The sequence below is a fragment of the Phytobacter sp. RSE-02 genome (genome assembly GCF_040578655.1).
Taxonomy (GTDB): Bacteria; Pseudomonadota; Gammaproteobacteria; order Enterobacterales; family Enterobacteriaceae; genus Phytobacter; species Phytobacter diazotrophicus.
The window spans coordinates 769,038-790,552 of record NZ_JBEULY010000001.1; the positions used below are offsets into that span (position 1 = coordinate 769,038).

Annotated in this window: 21 protein-coding genes; 13 read left to right on the forward strand and 8 right to left on the reverse strand. The window is 49.9% G+C overall.

Annotation, left to right across the window (positions count from 1 at the left end; all coding sequences use genetic code 11):
- Window positions 1-55: 55 nt before the first annotated feature.
- Window positions 56-376: a flagellar hook-basal body complex protein FliE gene (gene fliE / locus ABU190_RS03520; RefSeq protein WP_041851824.1), complete on the forward strand. Its 321-nt coding sequence runs from the start codon at window positions 56-58 to the stop codon at window positions 374-376.
- Between the two features lie 82 nt (window positions 377-458).
- Here fliE and yedF read toward each other — a convergent pair whose 3' ends face one another.
- Window positions 459-689 (reverse strand): sulfurtransferase-like selenium metabolism protein YedF, encoded by a 231-nt coding sequence (yedF, locus tag ABU190_RS03525; RefSeq protein ID WP_041851823.1) that lies wholly within the window; start codon window positions 687-689, stop codon window positions 459-461.
- Window positions 686-1,891 carry a selenium metabolism membrane protein YedE/FdhT gene (gene yedE, locus ABU190_RS03530; protein ID WP_354690398.1) on the reverse strand — a complete coding sequence of 402 codons (1,206 nt, stop codon included), beginning with the start codon at window positions 1,889-1,891 and terminating at the stop codon, window positions 686-688. The genes yedF and yedE overlap by 4 nt, the downstream gene beginning before the upstream one ends.
- 189 nt (window positions 1,892-2,080) lie before the next feature.
- On the opposite strand from yedE, the gene yedD reads away from it, so the two are divergent.
- Window positions 2,081-2,494, forward strand: coding sequence for a lipoprotein YedD (yedD, locus tag ABU190_RS03535; protein WP_041851821.1), 414 nt, complete (start codon window positions 2,081-2,083; stop codon window positions 2,492-2,494).
- Window positions 2,495-2,533: 39 nt separating this feature from the next.
- Here the strand turns inward: yedD and amyA are convergent, their stop codons facing one another.
- The 4 genes from amyA to fliD form a co-directional block, all read right to left on the reverse strand.
- On the reverse strand, window positions 2,534-4,021 hold the full coding sequence (gene amyA, locus ABU190_RS03540) for an alpha-amylase (RefSeq protein ID WP_354690399.1): 1,488 nt from the start codon (window positions 4,019-4,021) through the stop codon (window positions 2,534-2,536).
- 66 nt (window positions 4,022-4,087) lie between these two features.
- Window positions 4,088-4,450 carry a flagella biosynthesis regulatory protein FliT gene (gene fliT, locus ABU190_RS03545; RefSeq protein ID WP_041851819.1) on the reverse strand — a complete coding sequence of 121 codons (363 nt, stop codon included), beginning with the start codon at window positions 4,448-4,450 and terminating at the stop codon, window positions 4,088-4,090.
- Entirely contained in the window at window positions 4,450-4,860 is a 411-nt protein-coding gene (fliS, locus tag ABU190_RS03550) for a flagellar export chaperone FliS (protein ID WP_041851818.1), read from the reverse strand. Before fliS ends, fliT begins: the two co-directional genes overlap by 1 nt.
- A 9-nt stretch (window positions 4,861-4,869) precedes the next feature.
- Window positions 4,870-6,306 carry a flagellar filament capping protein FliD gene (gene fliD / locus ABU190_RS03555; RefSeq protein WP_354690400.1) on the reverse strand — a complete coding sequence of 479 codons (1,437 nt, stop codon included), beginning with the start codon at window positions 6,304-6,306 and terminating at the stop codon, window positions 4,870-4,872.
- Between the two features lie 334 nt (window positions 6,307-6,640).
- Here fliD and ABU190_RS03560 point away from each other — a divergent pair, with 334 nt between their 5' ends.
- The 7 genes from ABU190_RS03560 to ABU190_RS03590 all read left to right on the forward strand — a co-directional run bounded on the left by ABU190_RS03560 (window position 6,641) and on the right by ABU190_RS03590 (window position 15,892).
- On the forward strand, window positions 6,641-7,513 hold the full coding sequence (locus ABU190_RS03560) for a flagellin (RefSeq protein WP_041851816.1): 873 nt from the start codon (window positions 6,641-6,643) through the stop codon (window positions 7,511-7,513).
- A gap of 189 nt (window positions 7,514-7,702) precedes the next feature.
- Complete coding sequence (locus tag ABU190_RS03565; RefSeq protein WP_354690401.1) at window positions 7,703-8,395, forward strand: WbqC family protein; 693 nt, start codon at window positions 7,703-7,705, stop codon at window positions 8,393-8,395.
- A 7-nt stretch (window positions 8,396-8,402) separates the two neighbouring features.
- Window positions 8,403-9,389, forward strand: coding sequence for a hypothetical protein (locus ABU190_RS03570; RefSeq protein WP_354690402.1), 987 nt, complete (start codon window positions 8,403-8,405; stop codon window positions 9,387-9,389).
- 5 nt (window positions 9,390-9,394) lie between these two features.
- On the forward strand, window positions 9,395-10,672 hold the full coding sequence (locus tag ABU190_RS03575) for an ATP-grasp domain-containing protein (RefSeq protein WP_354690403.1): 1,278 nt from the start codon (window positions 9,395-9,397) through the stop codon (window positions 10,670-10,672).
- A 214-nt stretch (window positions 10,673-10,886) separates the two neighbouring features.
- Complete coding sequence (locus ABU190_RS03580; protein WP_354690404.1) at window positions 10,887-14,327, forward strand: methyltransferase domain-containing protein; 3,441 nt, start codon at window positions 10,887-10,889, stop codon at window positions 14,325-14,327.
- Between the two features lie 4 nt (window positions 14,328-14,331).
- Window positions 14,332-15,498, forward strand: a complete 1,167-nt coding sequence (locus ABU190_RS03585; protein WP_271849109.1) for a DegT/DnrJ/EryC1/StrS family aminotransferase — start codon at window positions 14,332-14,334, stop codon at window positions 15,496-15,498.
- A gap of 1 nt (window position 15,499) precedes the next feature.
- Window positions 15,500-15,892, forward strand: coding sequence for an adenylyltransferase/cytidyltransferase family protein (locus ABU190_RS03590; RefSeq protein WP_271849108.1), 393 nt, complete (start codon window positions 15,500-15,502; stop codon window positions 15,890-15,892).
- A gap of 44 nt (window positions 15,893-15,936) precedes the next feature.
- On the opposite strand, the gene ABU190_RS03595 is transcribed toward ABU190_RS03590, so the two are convergent.
- Complete coding sequence (locus ABU190_RS03595) at window positions 15,937-17,136, reverse strand: sulfatase-like hydrolase/transferase (protein WP_354690405.1); 1,200 nt, start codon at window positions 17,134-17,136, stop codon at window positions 15,937-15,939.
- Window positions 17,137-17,161: 25 nt separating this feature from the next.
- Window positions 17,162-18,028, reverse strand: a complete 867-nt coding sequence (locus ABU190_RS03600; RefSeq protein WP_354690406.1) for a hypothetical protein — start codon at window positions 18,026-18,028, stop codon at window positions 17,162-17,164.
- 162 nt (window positions 18,029-18,190) lie between these two features.
- Here ABU190_RS03600 and ABU190_RS03605 point away from each other — a divergent pair, with 162 nt between their 5' ends.
- The 4 genes from ABU190_RS03605 to dcyD all read left to right on the forward strand — a co-directional run bounded on the left by ABU190_RS03605 (window position 18,191) and on the right by dcyD (window position 21,506).
- Entirely contained in the window at window positions 18,191-18,910 is a 720-nt protein-coding gene (locus ABU190_RS03605) for an RNA polymerase sigma factor FliA (protein WP_041852034.1), read from the forward strand.
- A gap of 71 nt (window positions 18,911-18,981) precedes the next feature.
- The gene (gene fliZ, locus ABU190_RS03610; protein WP_296431255.1) at window positions 18,982-19,533 is read left to right on the forward strand and encodes a flagella biosynthesis regulatory protein FliZ; all 552 of its coding nucleotides are present in this window, start codon (window positions 18,982-18,984) and stop codon (window positions 19,531-19,533) included.
- 84 nt (window positions 19,534-19,617) lie between these two features.
- Window positions 19,618-20,418, forward strand: coding sequence for a cystine ABC transporter substrate-binding protein (gene tcyJ, locus ABU190_RS03615; protein ID WP_041851808.1), 801 nt, complete (start codon window positions 19,618-19,620; stop codon window positions 20,416-20,418).
- 101 nt (window positions 20,419-20,519) lie between these two features.
- A complete protein-coding gene (gene dcyD, locus ABU190_RS03620) occupies window positions 20,520-21,506 on the forward strand; it encodes a D-cysteine desulfhydrase (RefSeq protein ID WP_354690407.1) in 987 nt (328 codons plus the stop codon).
- The last annotated feature ends 9 nt before the right edge of the window (window positions 21,507-21,515 follow it).

A 21,515-nucleotide genomic window follows, 5' to 3' on the forward strand; every position in this document is an offset into this window, starting at 1 on the left:
TCTTATTGACGAACTGGTAACCTTATCCGCGTATCAAACCATCCGGGGATAATCCATGGCAATTCAGGGTATAGAAAGCGTTGTCAGCCAACTGCAGGCAACGGCTAGTCTGGCGAAAAATCAAAGCGTTAATAACGCTGACAGCGTTCAGACGGTGAGTTTTGCCGGGCAATTACATGCCGCGCTGGACCGAATCAGCGATACGCAGACTGCAGCGCGTACACAGGCTGAAAAATTCACCCTTGGTGAACCGGGCGTGGCGTTGAATGACGTAATGACCGACCTACAGAAATCATCCATTTCCCTGCAGATGGGTGTCCAGGTGCGTAACAAACTTGTGACGGCCTATCAGGACATCATGAATATGCAGGTTTAGTGTGTTTGATGACTGCCCCGTGCGGGGCAGTCACTTTTTTATCACACCTCTTCCGCTGAGCCATTTCCTGGCCGCATTTCCCCTATTTTTGAATCATATAGCGAATCGTTGGCCCATCCTGCTGGATATCCAGCACCGTATAGCCATGGTTTCGCGCATCGACGGGAATGTTATTGATTGACTGCGGGCAGTCACTGACGACCTCCAGAATCTCGCCTTTTTTTAGCTGAGGCAGTGCTTCCAGCGTTGCTACCGCCGGGTAAGGGCAGGGTTCACCGGTCATATCCAGACGGTAATCGGGTACGATATTCATGCGGTCTCCTTAATTGTCGCCCGCGATACGCGGCGGAAAAACTGTTTTTCCCAGCCAATAACAAAGAGCAGGGCGAGAAGCAGCAGCGCGTACGTCACCAGCAGGCCTCCGAGCGGACCAAAAGTTTTCAGCAGGTTCACTTTATCCCAGCTTGTGGCGAGTGCAGGGGAGATGTCATCCCAGAAGTAAGCCAGCAGGGTTGAACCTATAACATTACCCAGACCGACCCACCAGTAGTGTACCTGGCCTTCAACGGCACGGTACATCCAGCCAGTTTCACAGCCACCCGCCAGCACAATGCCAAAACCAAACAGCAAGCCACCGAGCACGGCGTTCGGGCCTGCCCACATGATTTTGGCTTCCACACCCAGTTGTATGTAACTGTAAATACCGATCGCGCTGGCCGCCATGCCGAAAATAATGGCTTTCGCCATCAGCGTACGACCCGTTATCCACATATCGCGGAAGGCAGAAGTGAAGCAAATTTGCGCCCGTTCAATGAGCAAACCAAAGCCAACGCCGAACAGCATGGCCAGCCCCAGCTTCGGTTGGTTCATGGCGGTCAGCAGAGACCAGCCAATCATCCCGGCGAATATCAGCATACCCAGACGGAAGCGACGCCGTGCCTGATCCACGTTTTGGGTGAGTGGCGATGCCGCTGAGACTTTCTGCATTTTTACCGGAATGCGGAACAGGGGAAGGAGCGTAAAGCGGGCGCCCATCCACGAACCGATGGCTGTGGCGACGGCAAAAAACCAGGCGTGTAGCGAGAACTGTGGAATGCCGGTAAAGAAAGCTGCCAGATTACAGCCCATTGCCAGACGCGCGCCAAACCCGGCGATAATCCCGCCGACGATAGCCTGGGCAATGCGGATACGATGTTGCGGCAGGCGTAGCTTTACGTTGTTTGCCCATAAGGCTGCTGCGAAGCAACCGCCAAACATGCCGATAATCATCATGCCGTCTATTCGGGTCAGCGGCGTGCCATCAAGATGAATGAGTTTGAAATAACCCCACTCCTCCGTATGCACGCCCGCCAGTTGCAGGAGCTGCCCGCCCCAGCGGGTAAATTCTCCCGTAACGGCCCAGAAGGTCCCGGTAATGCCGAAATAGTAGGTGGACAGGATCCCGGCTGCGATAACCGCCGGAACGGGCGACCAGAATTTAATCAGGAAGGTCGTTTTAATGTGTTGCCATGACATGGTATTAGCCTCTGAACTCAGAAGGAGCCAACAAAACAGGAACCGGACGGTGCCCGGGACGCGCATATTACCTGTGTTTAATGAATGGAAACCTGTACTCAGTCAAAAATCGGGTCTGGTATGATGAAACCCTGGTGGCCGAGGACGTTTAGTGCCACACTCATTCTGTCGCGAAAAGCAGGAAAGATGATGAAAAAACAACTGATTATTGGCGCAATGCTGGCACTGAGCGGTTGCGTTCAGGTGGATGATTTTACCTCTGTGGTCAAGCACCCGGCCCCGGAAGGGCTGGCGGGTAACTGGCAGACGGTGGGACCGCAAAGCAGTCTGGTCAGTCCTGAGGCCATTGCCTCGCTGATCATTACGCCAGAAGGGGATACGCTGGATTGCCGTCAGTGGCAACGTGTGATTGCGGTACCGGGCAAGCTGATGCCCAGAGGAGATGACTGGTATAACGTGACGCAACAGCGCGATATCTATCGCCTTGAGCGTGACGGTAGTCAACTGGAGTATGACGGCATGACCTTGCGTCGGGTTGATAAGCCGACCGTCGAGTGCACGCAGGCGTTGGCAAAGAAAACGGTTATTGGCGTTAAACCCTGAACGAAGGCGCTGAGGGAGTCCTTTCGCTCAGCGCACTCATCACAGCACCTCTTCCAGTACCCAGACGCTGACACTCCCGCCATCACAGCAAAATGTGCCTTCACCGTTTTCATCGGTGGTGACGCTTTCCTGGCGGTATCCCAGATAATCACGCCACACTTTATTGCCGTAATTCGCACCGAGATTCAGCGTTTTCTCGCCGTCGTCACCGTTTGAGATAACGACCACACAGCCGGGATTGTCTTGCGTCCCGCTACGGCTAAAGGCGATACAGTTAGGGTGATCGAACCAGAGCGTCTGCATGCCATGGGCAAAGCGCTGGCGAGCGAGGATGAGCTGGTCCAGCTTTTCGATAACCGGCATATCGACAGGGTGTTTTTCACCATCGCCGCCGGTATCTTCGTAACTTGCGCCGAACAGATCCGGGTAAAACACGGACGGCACGCCGTTTTCCCGTAGCAGGATAAGGGCATAGGCCAGGGGCTTAAACCAGGCTTCTACCGGCGCCTCCAGCGCCTGAAGTGGCTGGGTGTCATGATTGGCGACCAGCGTCACAGCATGAAACGGGTCAGCTTCGACCAGGGTACCGTTAAAAATCTGGCTCATATCGTAGTCGCGCCCCTGTTTTGAGGCCTCATGGAAATTCATCTGCAGCGGTGCGTCAAATAACAGGGTTTTGCCATCGACCTGGTCGATATACTGCCGCAGTTTATCGACGTCGTGTGACCAGTATTCGGCGACGATAAATAACGGCTCAGGCGCCACATCCTGGACATGTTCTATCCATTCTTTGTAGAACCAGGCGGGAATATGTTTCACGGCATCAAGGCGGAAACCGTCACAGTGAGTCTGGTCCATCACCCAGCGCGCCCAGTATTTGATCTCTTCGGTCACCGCATGGTTACGAAAATCGATATTCGCCCCCATCAGATAATCGAAGTTACCCATCTCGTCATCCACCTGATCGTTCCAGCCTTCGCCGGTGTAATCATTGATGATTTTAAATACGCCGTCTTCTGCCGGATTTTCGATATGGTCGATGCCGCTAAAACATTTGAAATCCCAGATAAATTTCGAGTATTTGCCCTGGCGGGCAGGGAAGGTGTAGCGCGTCCAGGCTTCGCACTCCAGCACGGTGTCATCGATTTGTGTCCGATCTTGCTCGTTCACACGATTGACGCGAATGGCCTCTTTTTCATCGGCGCCCATTTTATGGTTCACCACCACATCCAGAAGAACAGCAATGCCGTGGCTATGCAGCGCGTCGATAGCGGCATGAAGCTGAGCCTTGTCGCCATATTTTGTGGCCACGGATCCTTTTTGATCAAATTCACCTAAATCAAAGAGATCATAGGTGTCATATCCCACAGAATAACCGCCGGAAGCGCCTTTATAGGCAGGCGGTAACCAGACCATGTTGATGCCAAGATCATTGAAGCTGGCAGCACGGGCCGCAATTTCGGGCCACAGTTTTCCGCCATCGGGGTAATACCAGTGAAAGGTCTGCAATAAAGTGGGGTTTTTCATCTTCCTTGCTCCAGAAGTCGCGTCATTGGACTTCTGGAGTATGGAAGAAAACCATAGGATTGGTGGTTACTGATTTAAATTATTTGGGAACAAGATTTTACCGGACAAATTGCCATAGGCTGAGGTCAGGGACTGTTGCTTACCCGTTTTATCAATCAGGTGGCGAAGCTCTTCCATGCGGTTATGCAACAGCACCTTGAGTTCAGCTTCGTTTGACAGCACCATACCCAGCAGCTCTTTAGCCTGCTGAGTTTGTACTTTATTGCCGGGTGAAATCGGGTTGCGAGCAATACTCTCTACAAGCTGTACGTAGTTGACTTCCTGTTCAATCAATTCATCCCATTTACCTGAATGGGCGAGATTTAGCATGGTGATGCTTAGAGCATGCAACGCATGCCAGTCGGTAAGAGATGGGATGAAGTTAGTCATCAACGCATGTCCTGATGAGTAGAAGCCGATGTGCTAATTTGTTTCCACGCATCGGCGATATTGTTCAGCAGTCCCTCTACCTCGATGATGCCTTCTACGTCGTTATGCAGGTTTGACTGTAACAAACGGCGCACCATATAGTCGTAAAGCGATGCCATATTTTGAGGGAGATCTCCCTCAACATCCATGTCCAGCCCTGCCTTGAGACCATTATCTATAATGCTGATAGCATGTGAAAGCGCCTGGCCTTTAGACACCAAATCCCCTTGTTCGAGGAACAGTCGTGCCCTGACAAGGGCACTGTGTGCCCCGTCAAAAAGCATGACAATAAGTTGATGTGGGCTTGCGCTCATTACCGCGCTTTCCAGCCCAACTTTTTGGTAAGAATTAGCACCACTTTGGCTATACATATCAAATCCTTAACTGCGGGAAGAACTAAACTGCTGCGTTAAGTAAGTTGCGGTACTGTTTAACTTACTCACCAGCGTGTCGAGCGCAGTGAACTGAGACTTGTAACGCGCCATGGTTGCTTCAATCGTTGCTTCCATATCGGTATAACGCTGATCCAGAGTCTTAATGGTCTTGTTAATACCGTCTTGCGCGTTCTGGATAACGCCCGTTTTACCTGTCGCGGTGCTCAGCATCGTCGTCAGGGTATTGTTCATTTTGGTCGCTAAACCGGTCTTAGTACCGTCACCAATAAAATAGGCCTGAACTGCTTCCGGGTTATCCGTTAACGCTTTTGATAACTTCGTCGAGTCCACGGTTAATGTGCCGGTTGAACCATCGGAACCGGTTACCGGGTTTTGGGTAATCCCAAGCTGAGCCAGAATTTTGTAATTCCCGCCCTGGCTTTGTACATCTGTCAGCAGCGAACGCAGTTGAGACTGAATCGAACGAACGTTCGAGTCGCCCAATAGCGCACCGTTACTGGAGGACTGGCTATCAGCACCTGCATCCACAGCAACATATTTCGTCACGCTGGCGATAGTGGATTGCAGCGAGTTATAGGCGGTAACCCAGTTATTAATCGCCGTGGTGTTGGCATCTGTTGCACGGCCAATACTTAACGTTTCATCTGCCGTACTTTTTGACTTGAGCGTCAGCGTCACGCCTGGCAATGCATCAGTAATGGTGTTGCTTGAACGTTCGATCGCAACATTATTGATGGACACCTTCGCATTCTGTGAGGCTGTCTGCACGGCAAGTGCACTACTTGTGCTGTCATGACCAATCTTCTGCTGCAGGGTATCATCGCCCGTTACAGTGACCGTCATGTCATAATCGGTACCGGTCGATTTTGAGGTCAGCATCAGGCGGTAGTCGCCGTCCGTTGCCTTCATTACGGTCGCGCTGACGTTGCCGCCCGCTTTGTTGATCGCATTAGCGATACCGGTTAATGACGTATCAGAATCTGCCAGTTTTACCGTCAGCGGCGTTTTTGTCCCCGCCTGGGTAATGGTAATGGTACGCGTGTTGTCAGTTGTCGTTCCGCCAAGCTGCGTAGTGTTGCTGGCAATACTGGATGACATCAGTACTTGCGCTTTCGCAACCTGAGTTACGTTAACAGTATAATTCCCGACGGTTGCATCACTGGTCGTGGCCGCAGAGAATGAGGTGTTCGTACTATTAACGGTTGTTGAGTTCCATGTAGCTGCTTTACCCAGCGCCGCTGTCGCGGTTTGAAGGCTGGTTAAGGCACTTTGCAACTTACCATACGCACTTAATTGAGCGGTATATGTGGTCTTCTGGTTGGTAATCGTTGTCAGCTTGGTGTTTTCAGCTGCTTCCAGGTTGTTGTACAACGTGGTTAGATCCAGACCGGAACCTACACCAAGGTTACTAATAGAAGCCATGTCTGTTTTCCTTTGCGTCTTGTGTGTAACTTGACTCTCTATCGGCAACCCGAGAAAAAAGTTTACACATCGTATGAAAAAATAATCGACAGAAAAGCGGGAGCAGTTGGTGGTAAATAAGAGGATTGTAGAAGACAAAAATCGCTATGAACAGGTGGTTTTTTAAGCAAAAAAGATGCTTTAAGAAATTTAAATCTTTTAAAAACAAATGGATAAAAGTTTTTATCGATTATTTCTAAAGTCCTTCGAAGATGCGCCGATACCCTTGTTGACGGTGAGAGACGCCGTAAGTGTTAGGCACCGACCCTAAATCAATTTTTGAAGGAAAGTAATTATGGCAGTTATCAATACTAACCTGTTGTCACTGACTACTCAGAACAACCTGAACAAATCTCAGTCTGCGCTGGGCACTGCTATTGAGCGTCTGTCCTCCGGTCTGCGTATCAACAGCGCTAAAGATGATGCCGCTGGTCAGGCAATCTCCAACCGTTTCACTGCAAACATCAAAGGCCTGACTCAGGCTTCTCGTAACGCGAACGACGGTATTTCTATCGCTCAGACTGCCGAAGGTTCTCTGAACGAAATCAACAACAACTTGCAGCGTATCCGTGAGCTGGCAGTTCAGGCTCAGAACGGTACCAACTCCGGTTCCGACATCGACTCCATCCAGTCTGAAGTTAACCAGCGTCTGGACGAGATCAACCGTGTTGCAAGCCAGAGCCAGTTCAACGGTATCAAAATCCTGGCTGGTTCTAACTCTGCAACCACTATCTCTATCCAGGTTGGCTCTAAAGATGGCGAGAAAATCGACATCACCATCTCTGGCAACAGCGGCTGGAACAAATACAGCGCAACTGGCACCACCGGTGTTACCACTGGTCTGGCTACTGGTGAAACTCGTAGCGTTCAGACTAAAGGCTTCGACGTTCTGGCAACCAACGTACTGTCTTCTATCGACGATGCACTGAAAGCTGTTGATACTCAGCGTTCTTCTCTGGGTGCGATTCAGAACCGTTTCGACTCTACTATCTCCAACCTGAACAACACCGTGACTAACCTGTCCGCAGCACAGTCCCGTATTCAGGATGCTGACTACGCGACCGAAGTGTCCAACATGAGCCGTGCACAGATTCTGCAACAGGCTGGTACTTCTGTACTGGCTCAGGCGAACCAGGTTCCGCAGTCTGTACTGTCCCTGCTGCGTTAATAATACGCTTCAACGTGACATTGAAAACCAACCCTTCGGGGTTGGTTTTTTTTTGCACTCACACCGGCTAATTTCATAAACAGAATGTCGATCCTCCGCCTTTTTGCTCTATGGTGAAAACACCACAATGTTACGATAATTTTTCTTTCGCGCGCTGGTGGTCATACTGAGGATAAAGGGAGAAGGAAGATGAATGTTGCCATAATGCAGCCCTATTTTTTTCCATGGATAGGGTACTTCCAACTTATCTATCAGTCAGATGTCTTCGTGCTCTACGACGATGCCAACTTTATTAAGCAGGGATATATCAATCGCAACAGCATTCTTGTTGATGGACAGGCGCAGAGATTTACGTTACCTGTACCCGCAGCTTCATCATTTAAGCGAATTGGTGAACTGACGTTCTCTTTGCAGGTTGAGAAAATCGCGCGGACCCTTGAGCAGAGTTATCGCAAAGCGCCTTTTTTTCCTGACGTCATGCCGCTGGTGGAAAGCGCATTATGGAATGAGGATCGCGATATTACCGCGTGTTGCCACGTCGCGATTAACGGCATATCGCGTTACCTTGGACTGGAGCAAAATATAGTCCGATCCTCCAGCCTGACTTATGATCGTAATGAAAATGCTGAGAACAAAGTGATCGGTATTTGCAAAGCGCTGGATGGCGACAGGTATGTAAACAGCACCGGGGGACGGCATCTGTATAATGCAAAAACATTTGCTGAAAACGGTATCAGGCTGCAATTTTTGCAGGCAAAAAATACCGCGTATTCACAAGGCGCGCACGATTTCGTGCCTTATCTGTCGATGATTGATGTTTTGATGCACTGTGAGCCTGAGCAGGTGAGGCAGGCGTTAAAGAATTTTAGCTACGTTGACTGAATTCAGAATGGCAAATAAAACATTCGGTGGTTACTTCCCGTTAGAATTACCGCCTGCCGGTGCACATTATTATCCACACGCCAGAACATACCGTTCTGCGCGCAGTGCCCTTTATCATTTTTTAACCTGCGTGCGGCCGCAACGCCTCTGGTTACCCAGACTGATATGCCAAAGTGTTATTGATGCCGTCGTTGCCGCAAAGGTAGAAATTGTCTGGTACAGACTTACAGACGATTATCTGCCATTGTTATCTTTGCCGTTTGAAAAAGCAGATTGCCTTCTGTATGTCGATTATTTGGGGCAGGGCGGGGAACAGAAAGAAAAACTTTCGCGAATGATCCCCGCGCAACGGATCATCTTCGATCACTCTCAGGCATTTTATCAGCAACACTATCCGGCACTGGCCAATCTCTATTCACCACGCAAATTTTTTGGCGTCGCCGATGGCGGATTTTTGCAGACGCAGATTGATTTACCGTTCCCTGAGACTCAGGATCGGGAATCGCTCCATCATTCTGCTCATCTTTTAGTGCAACATGAGCATGGCACCTCTGCCGGTTATGCTGATTTTCAGCAGGCGGAGTCGGCGCTGAATTCCATCACTGCCATGAAAATGTCAGCGTTGACGGAACGGATCTTGCGCTCGGTCGATTACGAACGTATCAAGGCGGTCCGTGAGCGGAATTATACTCTGCTGAGTGAATCCCTTGGCTCGCTCAATGCATTTCGCTTTTCAAAGGTTCCTGTCCCTGGACCCTTTTGTTATCCATTTTTCTACCCGGCGCGCCCATTACATCAGCCGCTCATTGCCCGTGGTGTGTTTGTTGCCACCTACTGGCGTGAAGTCCTTGAACGTGTTGAGCCAGATAGCGTCGAGGCGAATTTTGTCAATTACATGATCCCCTTGCCGTGCGACCAACGCTATAGCGAAGACGACATCCAGCAACTTAGCGAGATTGTCAGGTCTGTGGTTACGGATGAGGCTGAGGAGTAAAAATAATGAAAAAACTCAATGTGCTCGTTTTTCCCTGTGGATCGGAAAACGCAGGAGAGATCGCGCAATCACTTCGTTATTCGCTCCATATCAACCGGCTGATTGGCGCATCAAGCTGCGAGGATCACGGGCGTTTTCATTTCGCGGATTATATTGGTGATGTTCCCTATATCAATGCAGCGGAATTCGATGCTTATTTCAGAGACATGCTGGTGACCCACGACATTGACGTGATTTTTGCTACCCACGATACGGTATGCGAAAAATTGTCTGAGATGGGCGATTTATCCGGGTGTTATCTCGTTAATGGCGATCGGGAAACCACGCGAATTGCTCGCCGTAAGAGCCTGACATACCAACGTTTTGCTGGCGCAAACTGGGTTCCGCATGTCTACGCTATGGGCGAAACGCCAATAAGCTGGCCGGTTATCGTAAAACCCGACTGTGGGCAGGGGGGGAATGGCATTGCACTTGTGGAGAATGAGGAGCAACTCACGCAAACTCTTGCCCGCAGTGATATGCCCGTGGTGGTTGAATATCTGCCTGGCCGGGAACTGACGGTGGATTGTTTTACCAACCGGCGCGGCGAACTTGTCTGGACGGGGCCGCGTACACGTGAACGGGTGAGGGCAGGTATCACGATGCGCTCGCAAAGTGTCCCCCTGAATGATGAGATTGCCGCTATCGCCAGCGAAATCAATGCCGGGTTGACCTTACGAGGGCCCTGGTTTTTCCAGCTAAAACAAGACCGTAACCAATGCTGGAAATTACTTGAAGTGTCATGTCGCGTCGCCGGGACCATGGTTGCTCAACGCGCTCGGGGCGTTAACTTGCCGCTTATGGCGTTACATGATTTTATGGGGAGGGATGTGGTTCCGCTGGTGACGCCGCACGTGACGCTCATTGAACGATCGATCCGCACTCGCGCGGCAACGACGTTGTCATACCAACGCGTCTATGTCGATCTGGACGATACGCTAATTATTCGTCAGCAACCTAACCCTGTTGTCCTGGCTTTTTTATATCAAAGCCGCGCCCGTGGTAAATCATTGCATTTAATCACCCGCCACGAGAAAAAACCGCTTGAGACATTAAATCAGGCGGCGATTTCACCGCTGTTATTTGATGAAATCATTCATTTGCAAGACACAGCCAAAAAATCAACCCATATAAAAGGGCCCGCTATTTTCATTGATAACTATTTTCCAGAGCGGCTGGATGTTGCACAACTTGATGATGTGCTGGTATTGGATGTCGATGCCGTCGACTTTTATCTGGAGTAATGGAATTATATTTTCAGAAAATGCCTTATCTCATTGATTTTATATCATAATTTTTCTTCTGAATCTTGAGTGGCGCAGCGTATTGGTTGCGTCCCTTTGCCTCGCTTTTTGATAGATAGAATTACCCCTATTATTGACGTTTACTCTGCCAATGGACACCACAGCGCGCTGGTAGGATGAGGAAAATGGTTTCCAAACTGTAAAGGATAGCGCTGTGTTCTCTTTAGATTTACCGCAAAATTTCAATTTAGCGTCAGTCAGTTCCGCTATACCTAAGTCGAACACTGTTGCTCCTTATCTCAGCGCAACGCGTATTCAGGCTAGCGCCTGGTTATATGGTATTGACGGCGCTGCGCCAGACCGCGCACGTATCCTTGATATTGGTTGCGGCGATGCTTCGCATCTTATGCCCTTTGCTCTCGCCTATCCACAGGCCGAAATTATCGGTATCGACCTGTCACCGGAGAAAATTGATGCCGGGCAGTTGCAGTTCAAATTAGCGGGCATTAAGAACACACAACTGTTTTGTGCTGACCTTGAAAATTTGCTGGCAGGTCTTGGCGTTCAGTTTGATTACATCATTATCCACAATATTTTCTCGCTGCTGGATAGCCAGACACGTGAAGCGCTGTTCGCTTTTTGCCAACAGCATCTTACGGCTCAGGGTGTGGTCGCGACCGAGTGGCTTACCCAGCCTGGTGCGGGTGTCAGCCAGATTATTCAGGACGCAATTGCCCTGCATACGCGCGACGCCAACAGTGACGAACTGCGTTTAAGCAGCGCCCGTGCTGCATTAACCTGGCTTTCGTTGGGGATGAGCCAACACCCGGCTCGCGAAGCGCTGCAAGAGTTAATCCGTGAAGCCGAAGCGATGGATGATGAAACCTTCGCTTTGCGTTATTTACACGGCATGAACAATGCCAGCTATTTTGTTGATTTCCATGACAGCGTTACACGTTCCGGGCTGCGCTATGTTGGCGATCTCTTTCCCTGGAAGGAGTGTCCGGCGCATTACGGCGACAAAGTGGCGGAGCTTTCAGAGGCTGTCTGTCCTCACCACGATAAATTGCTGGTTCAGCAATATCTCGATTTCTCTGTGAACCGCCGTTCGCGCTTTAGCTTGCTCACAGCCGCTGAGCCATCACAGGTTATTTCCGCCCAGCCCGATCTTGCCCGTTTGCAGGATTTCCACTGGGCGGCGAGTTTCCGTCGCGAAATCGATGGCAACGGCAAGATTTATAATCGCCTGCGTTCTGAATCCGGCGCCTTTATTGCGACCGATGATGTAGTCACGTTGTCCGTGCTGGATGTGTTGGGGGAAGCCTGGCCGCTTAGCATGAGCTTTGAGCAACTGGCCTTCCATACACGTTCCCCGGAAGCCGATAAAGCAGAGCATGAAGAGAAGCTCCTGTTATCTTTGGGCGCATTGTTCATGCAGGGCGCAGCAGGATTATATTTCCAGCGCGTCCCTTCTGTTTACAATCAACAAAAAACACCGCGTTTGACCACCATCTTTGGCCAGGCTTTCCAGCAATTAAAATCGGGCTTTAACTTCTGGAACGAAGCCATCGAGCTGACCGCGCAGGAAGTGTCGGTGTTGGAAAAAGATAATCTGACCTTCGCTGACGTTAAGCTGGTAGACGGTTTGCGTCGCAAAGGGGTTTTGACGGGTAGCGTTGCCAGTTGGATTGCGCATTACCAGTCGTTAATCAAAGTTGCTACGCTGCCAGAAATGGCGGGTACGATCCTGCCGCTCATTCTTTTCTCCAGCGCGCCGCAGAATGGGGGCTTCGAAGGTGCAAGTCTGCGTGCGGATATTATCCCGCTTGATAAAAAGAACATGCAGCCAGTGGACCATAAAACTGTCGATCGCCTCGATTCGCTTATTCTCAACAGTGAGTTTGATAAAGCGAGAGAACTGGCGCTGGACGTGGTCAGTAAGATGGAAGCGAATCCGAATGCATGGCTGGAACTTTCACGCGTATACAGCCGCACTTCTGAATACGGTAAAGCGATTGGCGCCATTAACCGTACGCTGAGTATTACCGCTGTAAGCTGGGACATCTATTTCGAGCTGGCAGTGGCGCTGTGGCATTTGCAGCAAGACTGGCTGACCGGTCGCGTGGTGCGCGCCATCCTGCGTGCAGACCCGCGTAATGCACTTGCCTGGGATGCGCTGGGGCGCCTGTATTCTGATTATGAAGCCGTGGGCAGTGCTGAATATTGCTATAAAAAAGCGTTATCCATTACGCCAAATAATGCGGGCATGGTCTCTAACCTCGCCGTGTTAGTGGCAGAAAACCTGCGGGTAGAAGAGTCTATTAGCTTACTTCGCCAGGCCATTAAACTCATGCCTTCCGACCAGGGCAATCACAGCCGTTTGAATTTCGCACTGTCGCATAGCGCGAATATAGAGCCAGCCGCGCTGTTCGAGGAGCACCGCGTATATGGTCGGCTGACAGAGAAATGGGCTAAAGAACAGAAAACTCACTTTAAGTGGACAGGCAGTAAAGATCCGAAACGTCCACTGCGGATTGGGTTCGTGTCCGGTGATCTTTGCCATCACCCGGTCACCTGGTTCCTTAAACCCTATTGGGCGAATTTCAACCGTGAACAGTATGAATTGTACGTCTACAACACCTCGCCAATTTATGACGATGTGAGTGAGTATTTCGAGAAAACGTCAACGAAATGGCGCAATGTCTTCACGAAGAGTGCTCTGGAGCTTGCCCGCATCGTTCATGAAGATGCGGTGGATATTCTTATCGACCTCTCCGGCCATACCGGCTACAACCGCCTTGCGACCTTTGCGCTGAAACCGGCACCGGTGGCGCTTGGCTGGATTGGGTATCCCTGCACGTCCGGCCTCAACGCCATGGATTATCATATTTGCGGTACGGGGATGGCGAAGCCCGGAGAGCTTGACGATCAGTTCACTGAAAAACTGATCTTTATGCCAATGCCGGTTCAGTATGAGCCGCCAAAAAACGTGCCGGATGTGAATCCATTGCCAGCCCTTTCCAATGGCGTATTTACCTTCGGTAGCCTTAACCGCCCGAAAAAAATCAGCGACGGTGTGGTAAACACATGGGCCAAAATACTGACGGCTGCGCCGAATGCCAGAATGTTAATTGGTTACATGCCCTCAGAAGAGGTTTCCGCACGTCTGCGTGAGAAATTTGAGGCGCTGGGTGTCAAACCCGAACAGCTTATTTTCCGTGCTAAAACGCATTTTGCAGAATATATGCGCATGCACCTTGAGATCGATCTTATGCTTGATACTTTCCCGTACGACGGCGGCACGACCAGTAATAACGCCGTCTGGATGGGGGTACCGATGCTCACCCTGAGCGGAAGAACCATGGCCGGTCGTCAGGGTAATGAGATCATTAAAGCCTATCAGCTCGAACAATTCCTTGTGAAAGACGAGGAAGCCTATATTGAGCATGCTCTTGCATGGATAGACAAAAAAGAAGAGTTGAATGCCATCCGTCTAAACATGCGTGAACGTTTTGTGCAGCGGAAAAACGAGGTTGTCGATCCTTCGCGAACCTTTGAAAAATTGCTCCGTACCATCTGGCAGAATTATTGCGATGGTAAGAAGCCGCAAAGTTTTGTCCTCGATATCAGTGATATCGAGACGAGCCAGGAGTAAATCCATGCGCGAAAACATTTATGTAACCAGCCCGTTACTGCCGCCACTTGAGGAGTTTATTCCTTATCTTGAGCAGATCTGGCAAAGCAAACACCTGACTAACTCAGGTCCGTTTCATCAGCAATTTGAAGCGGCACTGGCTGAATATTTGGGCGTTGAGTACCTGTCGCTGTTTTCAAACGGTACGCTGGCACTGTTAACGGCCCTGCAGGCATTGAGAGTAAAAGGGGAGGTGATTACCACCCCCTATTCCTTCGTGGCAACGGCGCATACCATCCTCTGGAACTCGTTGAAACCGGTGTTCGTGGATATCGATCCCAAAACCTGCAATATGGATCCGCGCAAAATTGAAGCGGCGATTACCCCGGAAACGACGGCCATTCTGCCAGTCCACTGTTACGGTATTCCGTGTAATGTGGATGAGATTCAGCGCATCGCTGATATGTATGACCTGCGTGTTATCTATGATGCTGCCCATGCCTTTGGCGTAAAAGAAAATGGCAGTAGCATTCTGACGCATGGGGATCTATCCATCCTCAGTTTCCACGCGACGAAAGTTTTTAATACTGTCGAGGGTGGCGCCATTATTTGTCAGGATGCGAAGATGAAAAAGCGCATCGATGATCTGAAAAATTTTGGCTTCGCAAATGAGACTACGGTTGTGGCAACGGGGATAAACGGCAAAATGAACGAAGTTCAGGCCGCTTTTGGTATGCTCCAGTTGCAACATATCGATCAGGCTTTACTTAACCGTGAAGTCATCTATAAGCGCTACGTCGAAAAACTTGCGGGAATTAAAGGGTTACGGATCCTCGATAAACCGCAAAATATCGAGTGGAATTATGCTTATACACCGATCTTTATTGATCAAGATTTTGCATGCTCCCGCGATGAACTTTATGAAAGTCTCAAGCCGCATAATATTTTTACCCGACGTTACTTCTACCCGCTGATTTCTGAATTCCCGATGTACCGTGGATTACCCAGTGCGCAGCCTGGCCTGATGCCTGTGGCTGAAAAAGTATCTGCTTCGGTACTTTGTTTGCCGATTTATCCAACGCTGACGCTTGATGAAGTCGATATGATTACCGATCTTATTCGCGAGAAAAGTTTGGGACACTCGATCTCTCCTGACCACTGTGACCTTAAATTAGTATTGCCGGGGATATGATATGAAAAGAGTGATCACCTTCGGTACTTTTGACGTTTTTCATATTGGACATGTGAATATCCTTGAGCGAGCAGCTCAGCTTGGTGATTATCTTATTGTGGGTGTTTCCTCTGACGCGCTGAGCTATAAAAAGAAGCAGCGCTACCCGCTATATAGCCAGGATGACCGCGTTAAAATTATCAGTTCAATGCGCTGCGTGGATGAAGTATTCATTGAAGAATCGCTGGAAGATAAAGCCCGATATATCGAGATGAAAAACGCTGATTTGCTGGTGATGGGTGATGACTGGGAAGGGCGTTTTGACTGGGTTAAGCCATGGTGTGAGGTTGTTTACCTGCCGCGAACCCCGTCGATCTCGACGACTGAAATTATCGAGATTGCCCGTCTGCGCTAAGAGTAAAAAACCCATCTTTACGATGGGTTTTTTTATCTCTGTGCTTAACCAACCAGACTGTTTTTGTCAGCAATCCACTGTTGTAATAGTGATGACATCTCTTCAAACGCCTCCACGATTACCGTTTCACAACCTGGGTATAAGAAGTACTGAACATGCGGATGCGCACCTGCGGCTCTGCCTGCTCCAAGGCGTTCATAATCGATGGAAGCCTTGCCATTTTCGGTTTTCAGGTAATCCAGTAAGTTGAACTGGTTCGCACTATCCGCTTGCCACGCATACATCTTGTACTCGCCATTCACATACAGCAGATGGAAAAGTTCAGAGGTGATGGAGTAGCCTTTACGAAGCGGGGTATGGCGCGTTTCACCGGTCTGCGCGGCAAACAGGTTACGGCTATAACTGTATTTCCTGTCTCCCGAAAGCGCTGAGAAACTGGCAGGGTTATCTTCACCCGTCACCGGAATGTTCAACATATCAAAGACCGTTTTTTTCAAATCAATCATGCTAACCAGATGATTGATATCACGTGCTTTATAGTTGCTGTCATAGATAAATGCCGGTGTATGAACCAACGAAGTATAAGGTTCGATAGCGTGGGCAAACCCCCCGTTAAGGCCATGGTTCCAGAAATCGTCGCCATGATCGCCGAAGATCACCAGCGTGGTGTTTTCCATCTGTTTATGGTTCATCAGCAGACGCAGGATATCGCCAACGGTATTGTCCATACTTTCATAACCGCGTTGCCAGCGGATGAAACTATTTTCACTGGCGCCTTTATAGCCGTCCTGGTAGCACAGGTGACTACACAGATTCCAGATATAGAGCGCGAAGGGCTGAGAATGGTCAGCAATAATTGACTCGGCGTTATGCAACATCTCGCTGGACGTGTCGAACCATTTGAAGCGATCGCGTTCGCTCCAGATCATATCGAAACTGACCACGTTTTGTGGGAAACCCAGACCGGCGGTACGATAGCCAGCGTTATGCAGATCATCAAACATGGACGGCGACTTACGGTGCGGTACCAGTCCGATCTCAAAATTCACATTATGCTCAAGGATGTCGTCATCACCATGCAATAAGTCGCTGACGGCCATAAACGACGAGGTTGCGGATGAGATAAAGTTATTAAAGCGTAATGTATGTGGCGTCAGGCTGTTCAGGCATGGAAACCACTGGCGACGGCTATATATCGCCTGGTTAAGGCTTTCGAGGTGAATGAAAACGACATTTTTTTTCATGATTATTCCTTGAGAATAAGGTCTGTCATAATGACATCAAGGTATAAATACCTGTTGTTGAAAGCCTTCCGGATCGTTCATAAATGCCACTCTTTTGGATGACGTTTGTATGGTCGATGCACCGCAATATCTTATCATTGCGGCTTAAATGGTTGGCTCTGCCAAAAAAATCTCTGCGTTGCCGTTTTACGCGCTGACCTTTAGCGGTCGGAGTGCGCATAACGGTAACAGGCATTTTGTGATGTTCATAGATAAAAGGCGGATAAAGCGATAATCCGCCGTGAATACCTTTTTGAAAAGGAGGCTGACAAAAAATATCACCATATTTTTCATGAGCAAAATCACCAACCCGATATTCATAACCGCAGCGGTTGGTTCGAACCGGCAAACCCTTCCTGGCGCTTAATTGTATTTCTGGAGTCCGCTTGTCATTAATTGTCAGCGCACGACACTTATACTTTTTACCGTTTGGCTTAATAAATAGCTGCCAATATTCAGTCACTTCCACGACGTTATCATTAGCAGGCGAGAAAAGGTTATCCGGGGTATTAACCCGGTGGCGGAATTTATAATACAAATGTGAGTCACGGTGGCTATGATGGAGTGCTTTTTTTGTTGATTTTTCAGCCAGATACCACGCGACGGCGACTTGATTTACGCTATGCGCAGGAAAGAAAAACGGGATGTCGTATAATAGATTTAACGCCCGGTAGGCCTGTCGCCAGAGCGCTTTCACGGCGTCTGACAATATAGGCCCCCCATTATTATCCTGGGCATGGTTGTCACAACTGGAGCCTGCAAGAAATAGCTTTACCGCTTTTTGATAACGGAGCGATAGCAAAATCTCACGATCGATTTCTGTTCCAGCAGGTGAAATTAAAACATTGATCATGCGGCGCCCGGGCGGATGGGAGTGTACATTTACAGTATGAGATGAACTCTGATACACAACCCTGCAAATAACCCCCCATTTCACCCACTATTCATCCGATTAAAAGTGCTACAGAATCGGATAATCATGCCGATAACTCAAACTAACGCAGGGCTGTTTATCGTGAATTCACTCTATACCGCTGAAGGTGTAATGGATAAACACTCGCTGTGGCAGCGTTATGTACCTCTGGTGCGTCACGAAGCATTGCGCCTGCAGGTGCGTTTGCCGGCGAGTGTGGAACTGGACGATCTGCTACAGGCGGGCGGGATCGGGTTACTGAATGCAGTGGACCGATACGACGCTCTGCAAGGAACGGCATTTACCACTTACGCAGTGCAGCGCATTCGTGGGGCTATGCTGGATGAATTGCGCAGCCGTGATTGGGTACCGCGCAGTGTCCGGCGTAACGCTCGCGAAGTAGCACAGGCTATGGGGCAACTTGAGCAAGAGCTGGGACGTAATGCGACCGAAACAGAAGTTGCACAACGCCTCGGTGTTCCGGTTGAAGAATACCGTCAGATGCTGCTTGATACCAATAATAGCCAGCTTTTTTCCTATGACGAATGGCGAGAAGAGCATGGTGACAGTATCGAAGTGGTGACTGACGATCATCAACAGGAAAACCCGTTATTCCAGTTAATGGAAAGTAATTTGCGTCACCGTGTAATGGAAGCCATTGAATCCTTACCGGAGCGCGAACAACTGGTTCTGACGCTTTATTATCAGGAAGAGCTTAATCTCAAAGAGATTGGCGCTGTTCTTGACGTCGGAGAGTCTCGGGTTAGCCAATTGCATAGTCAGGCTATTAAGCGCTTACGTACAAAGCTGGGTAAGTTATAGGTTGGTGAGACTATCTGTACTGGATCGCCCCTGAAAAATGCCGCACAACGCATTGACAACCAGGAGTTATCATGACGGTGCAGCAACCTAAAAGACGGCCACTAAGCCGCTATTTAAAAGACTTTAAACACAGCCAAACGCATTGCGCACATTGTCACAAATTACTCGACCGCATCACCCTGGTGCGTCGAGGCGAAATTGTGAACAAAATTGCAATATCACGCCTGGATATGCTTCTGGATGAGGCAGCCTGGCAGCAGGAACAAAAAGAATGGGTGGCACTCTGCCGATTCTGCGGGGACCTGCATTGCAAAGAGCAAAGTGATTTCTTCGATATCATTGGATTTAAACAATTCCTGTTCGATCACACTGAAATGAGCCATGGCACGGTGCGTGAATACGTTGTTCGTCTTCGCCGCCTCGGAAATCATTTGAGTGAGCTTAATATCTCCCGTGACCTGCTTGACGAAGGGTATCCTGATGAGAATCTGGAGCCCTGGTTACCTACCACCAGTACCAATAATTACCGTATCGCGTTGCGTAAGTACGCACAATTTAAAGCACAAGCACGCTTTAACGTTGTGCAAAAGATCGCTGTCGGTGCTCGATCTGATATATATTAAAAATGAATAAAATGTGACGCACAGGTGCCTGAAAATGATTCAGGTACCGTGCGTTACGCTCTTCATTTTCTGGTCGGAGTCACTATGAAACTTGCACTTTTGGGTCGTCAGGCGCTGATGGGAGTTATGGCTGTCGCGCTGGTTGCGGGGATGAGCGTCAAAACGTTCGCCGCTGAAAATCTACTGAATAAAGTTAAAGAGCGTGGCACCTTGCTGGTTGGACTGGAAGGCACTTATCCGCCGTTCAGTTTCCAGGGGGATGATGGCAAGCTCACCGGGTTTGAAGTGGAGTTTGCCGATGCGCTGGCGAAACATTTGGGCGTGAAAGCGGACCTGAAACCCACCAAGTGGGATGGCATGCTGGCGTCGCTGGATTCAAAACGTATTGATGTGGTGATTAACCAGGTCACCATCTCTGACGAACGTAAGAAAAAATATGATTTCTCCACCCCCTACACCGTCTCCGGAATTCAGGCGCTGGTGAAAAAAGGCAATGAAGGAAGCATCAAATCCGCTGCCGATCTGAAAGGCAAAAAAGTGGGTGTGGGTCTGGGTACTAACTATGAAGAGTGGCTGCGTGCCAACGTGCAGGGCGTGGATATCCGCACCTACGATGATGACCCGACCAAATACCAGGATCTGCGCGTAGGCCGCATTGACGCCATTCTGGTGGACCGCCTGGCCGCCCTCGATTTGGTGAAAAAAACCAACAATACGCTGGCCGTTGCGGGTGATGCTTTCTCTCGTCAGGAATCCGGTATCGCATTGCGCAAAGGTAACGAAGACTTGCTGAAAGCCATTGATGCCGCGATTGCCGACATGCAGAAAGACGGCACGCTGAAAGCGCTATCGGAAAAATGGTTCGGCGCTGATGTAACGAAGTAATCTCTCCATAATAAAAAAGGCGCTACCTTCAGCGCCTTTTTTATTTACGCGCGGTATACGTGCATAATAAAAGCCATTCCTATCTCGCTACCGGAGGATCGATGTCCTTGCAAAATCTCACCCGTTTTCCCCGCCTGGAATTTATCGGCGCACCGACGCCGCTTGAATACCTGCCGCGCTTTTCTGATTTCGTCGGTCGTGACATCTTTATTAAGCGCGATGATGTTACCCCGATGGCGATGGGAGGTAACAAGCTGCGTAAGCTGGAGTTCCTCGCCGCTGACGCGCTGCGCGAAGGGGCTGACACACTGATTACCGCAGGGGCTATTCAGTCTAACCACGTGCGCCAGACGGCGGCGGTGGCGGCAAAGCTGGGGCTGCACTGCGTGGCGCTGCTGGAAAATCCTATTGGCACGACCGCGGAAAACTATCTGACCAACGGTAACCGCCTGTTGCTGGACCTGTTTAATACGCAAATCGAAATGTGCGACGCGCTGACCGATCCCAAACGCCAACTGGATGAGCTGGCAACACGTATTGAAGCGCAGGGTTTTCGCCCTTACGTGATTCCGGTTGGTGGCTCAAACGCATTAGGGGCGCTGGGTTATGTCGAAAGTGCGTTAGAAATTGCCCAACAGTGTGAAGGCGCCGTGGGGCTCTCTTCGGTCGTGGTGGCGTCGGGCAGCGCCGGAACGCATGCCGGGCTGGCGATTGGTCTGGAACAACTGCTCCCGGATGTCGAGTTAATCGGCGTGACGGTATCGCGCAGTGTGGCCGAGCAAAAACCCAAAGTAGTGACCCTGCAACAGGAAATCGCGCAACTGCTGGAGGTGAAGGCCAGCGCAGAGATTACCCTCTGGGATGACTATTTTGCGCCGGGATACGGTCAGCCGAATGACGAAGGCATGGAGGCGGTTAAACTGCTTGCGCGCCTGGAAGGTATTCTTCTCGATCCTGTCTATACCGGCAAGGCGATGGCAGGGCTGCTTGATGGGATTGAGCAAAAGCGTTTTAAAGATGACGGCCCGATTTTGTTTGTCCACACCGGTGGCGCTCCGGCGCTGTTTGCCTATCACCCACATGTTTAATTGCCGGGC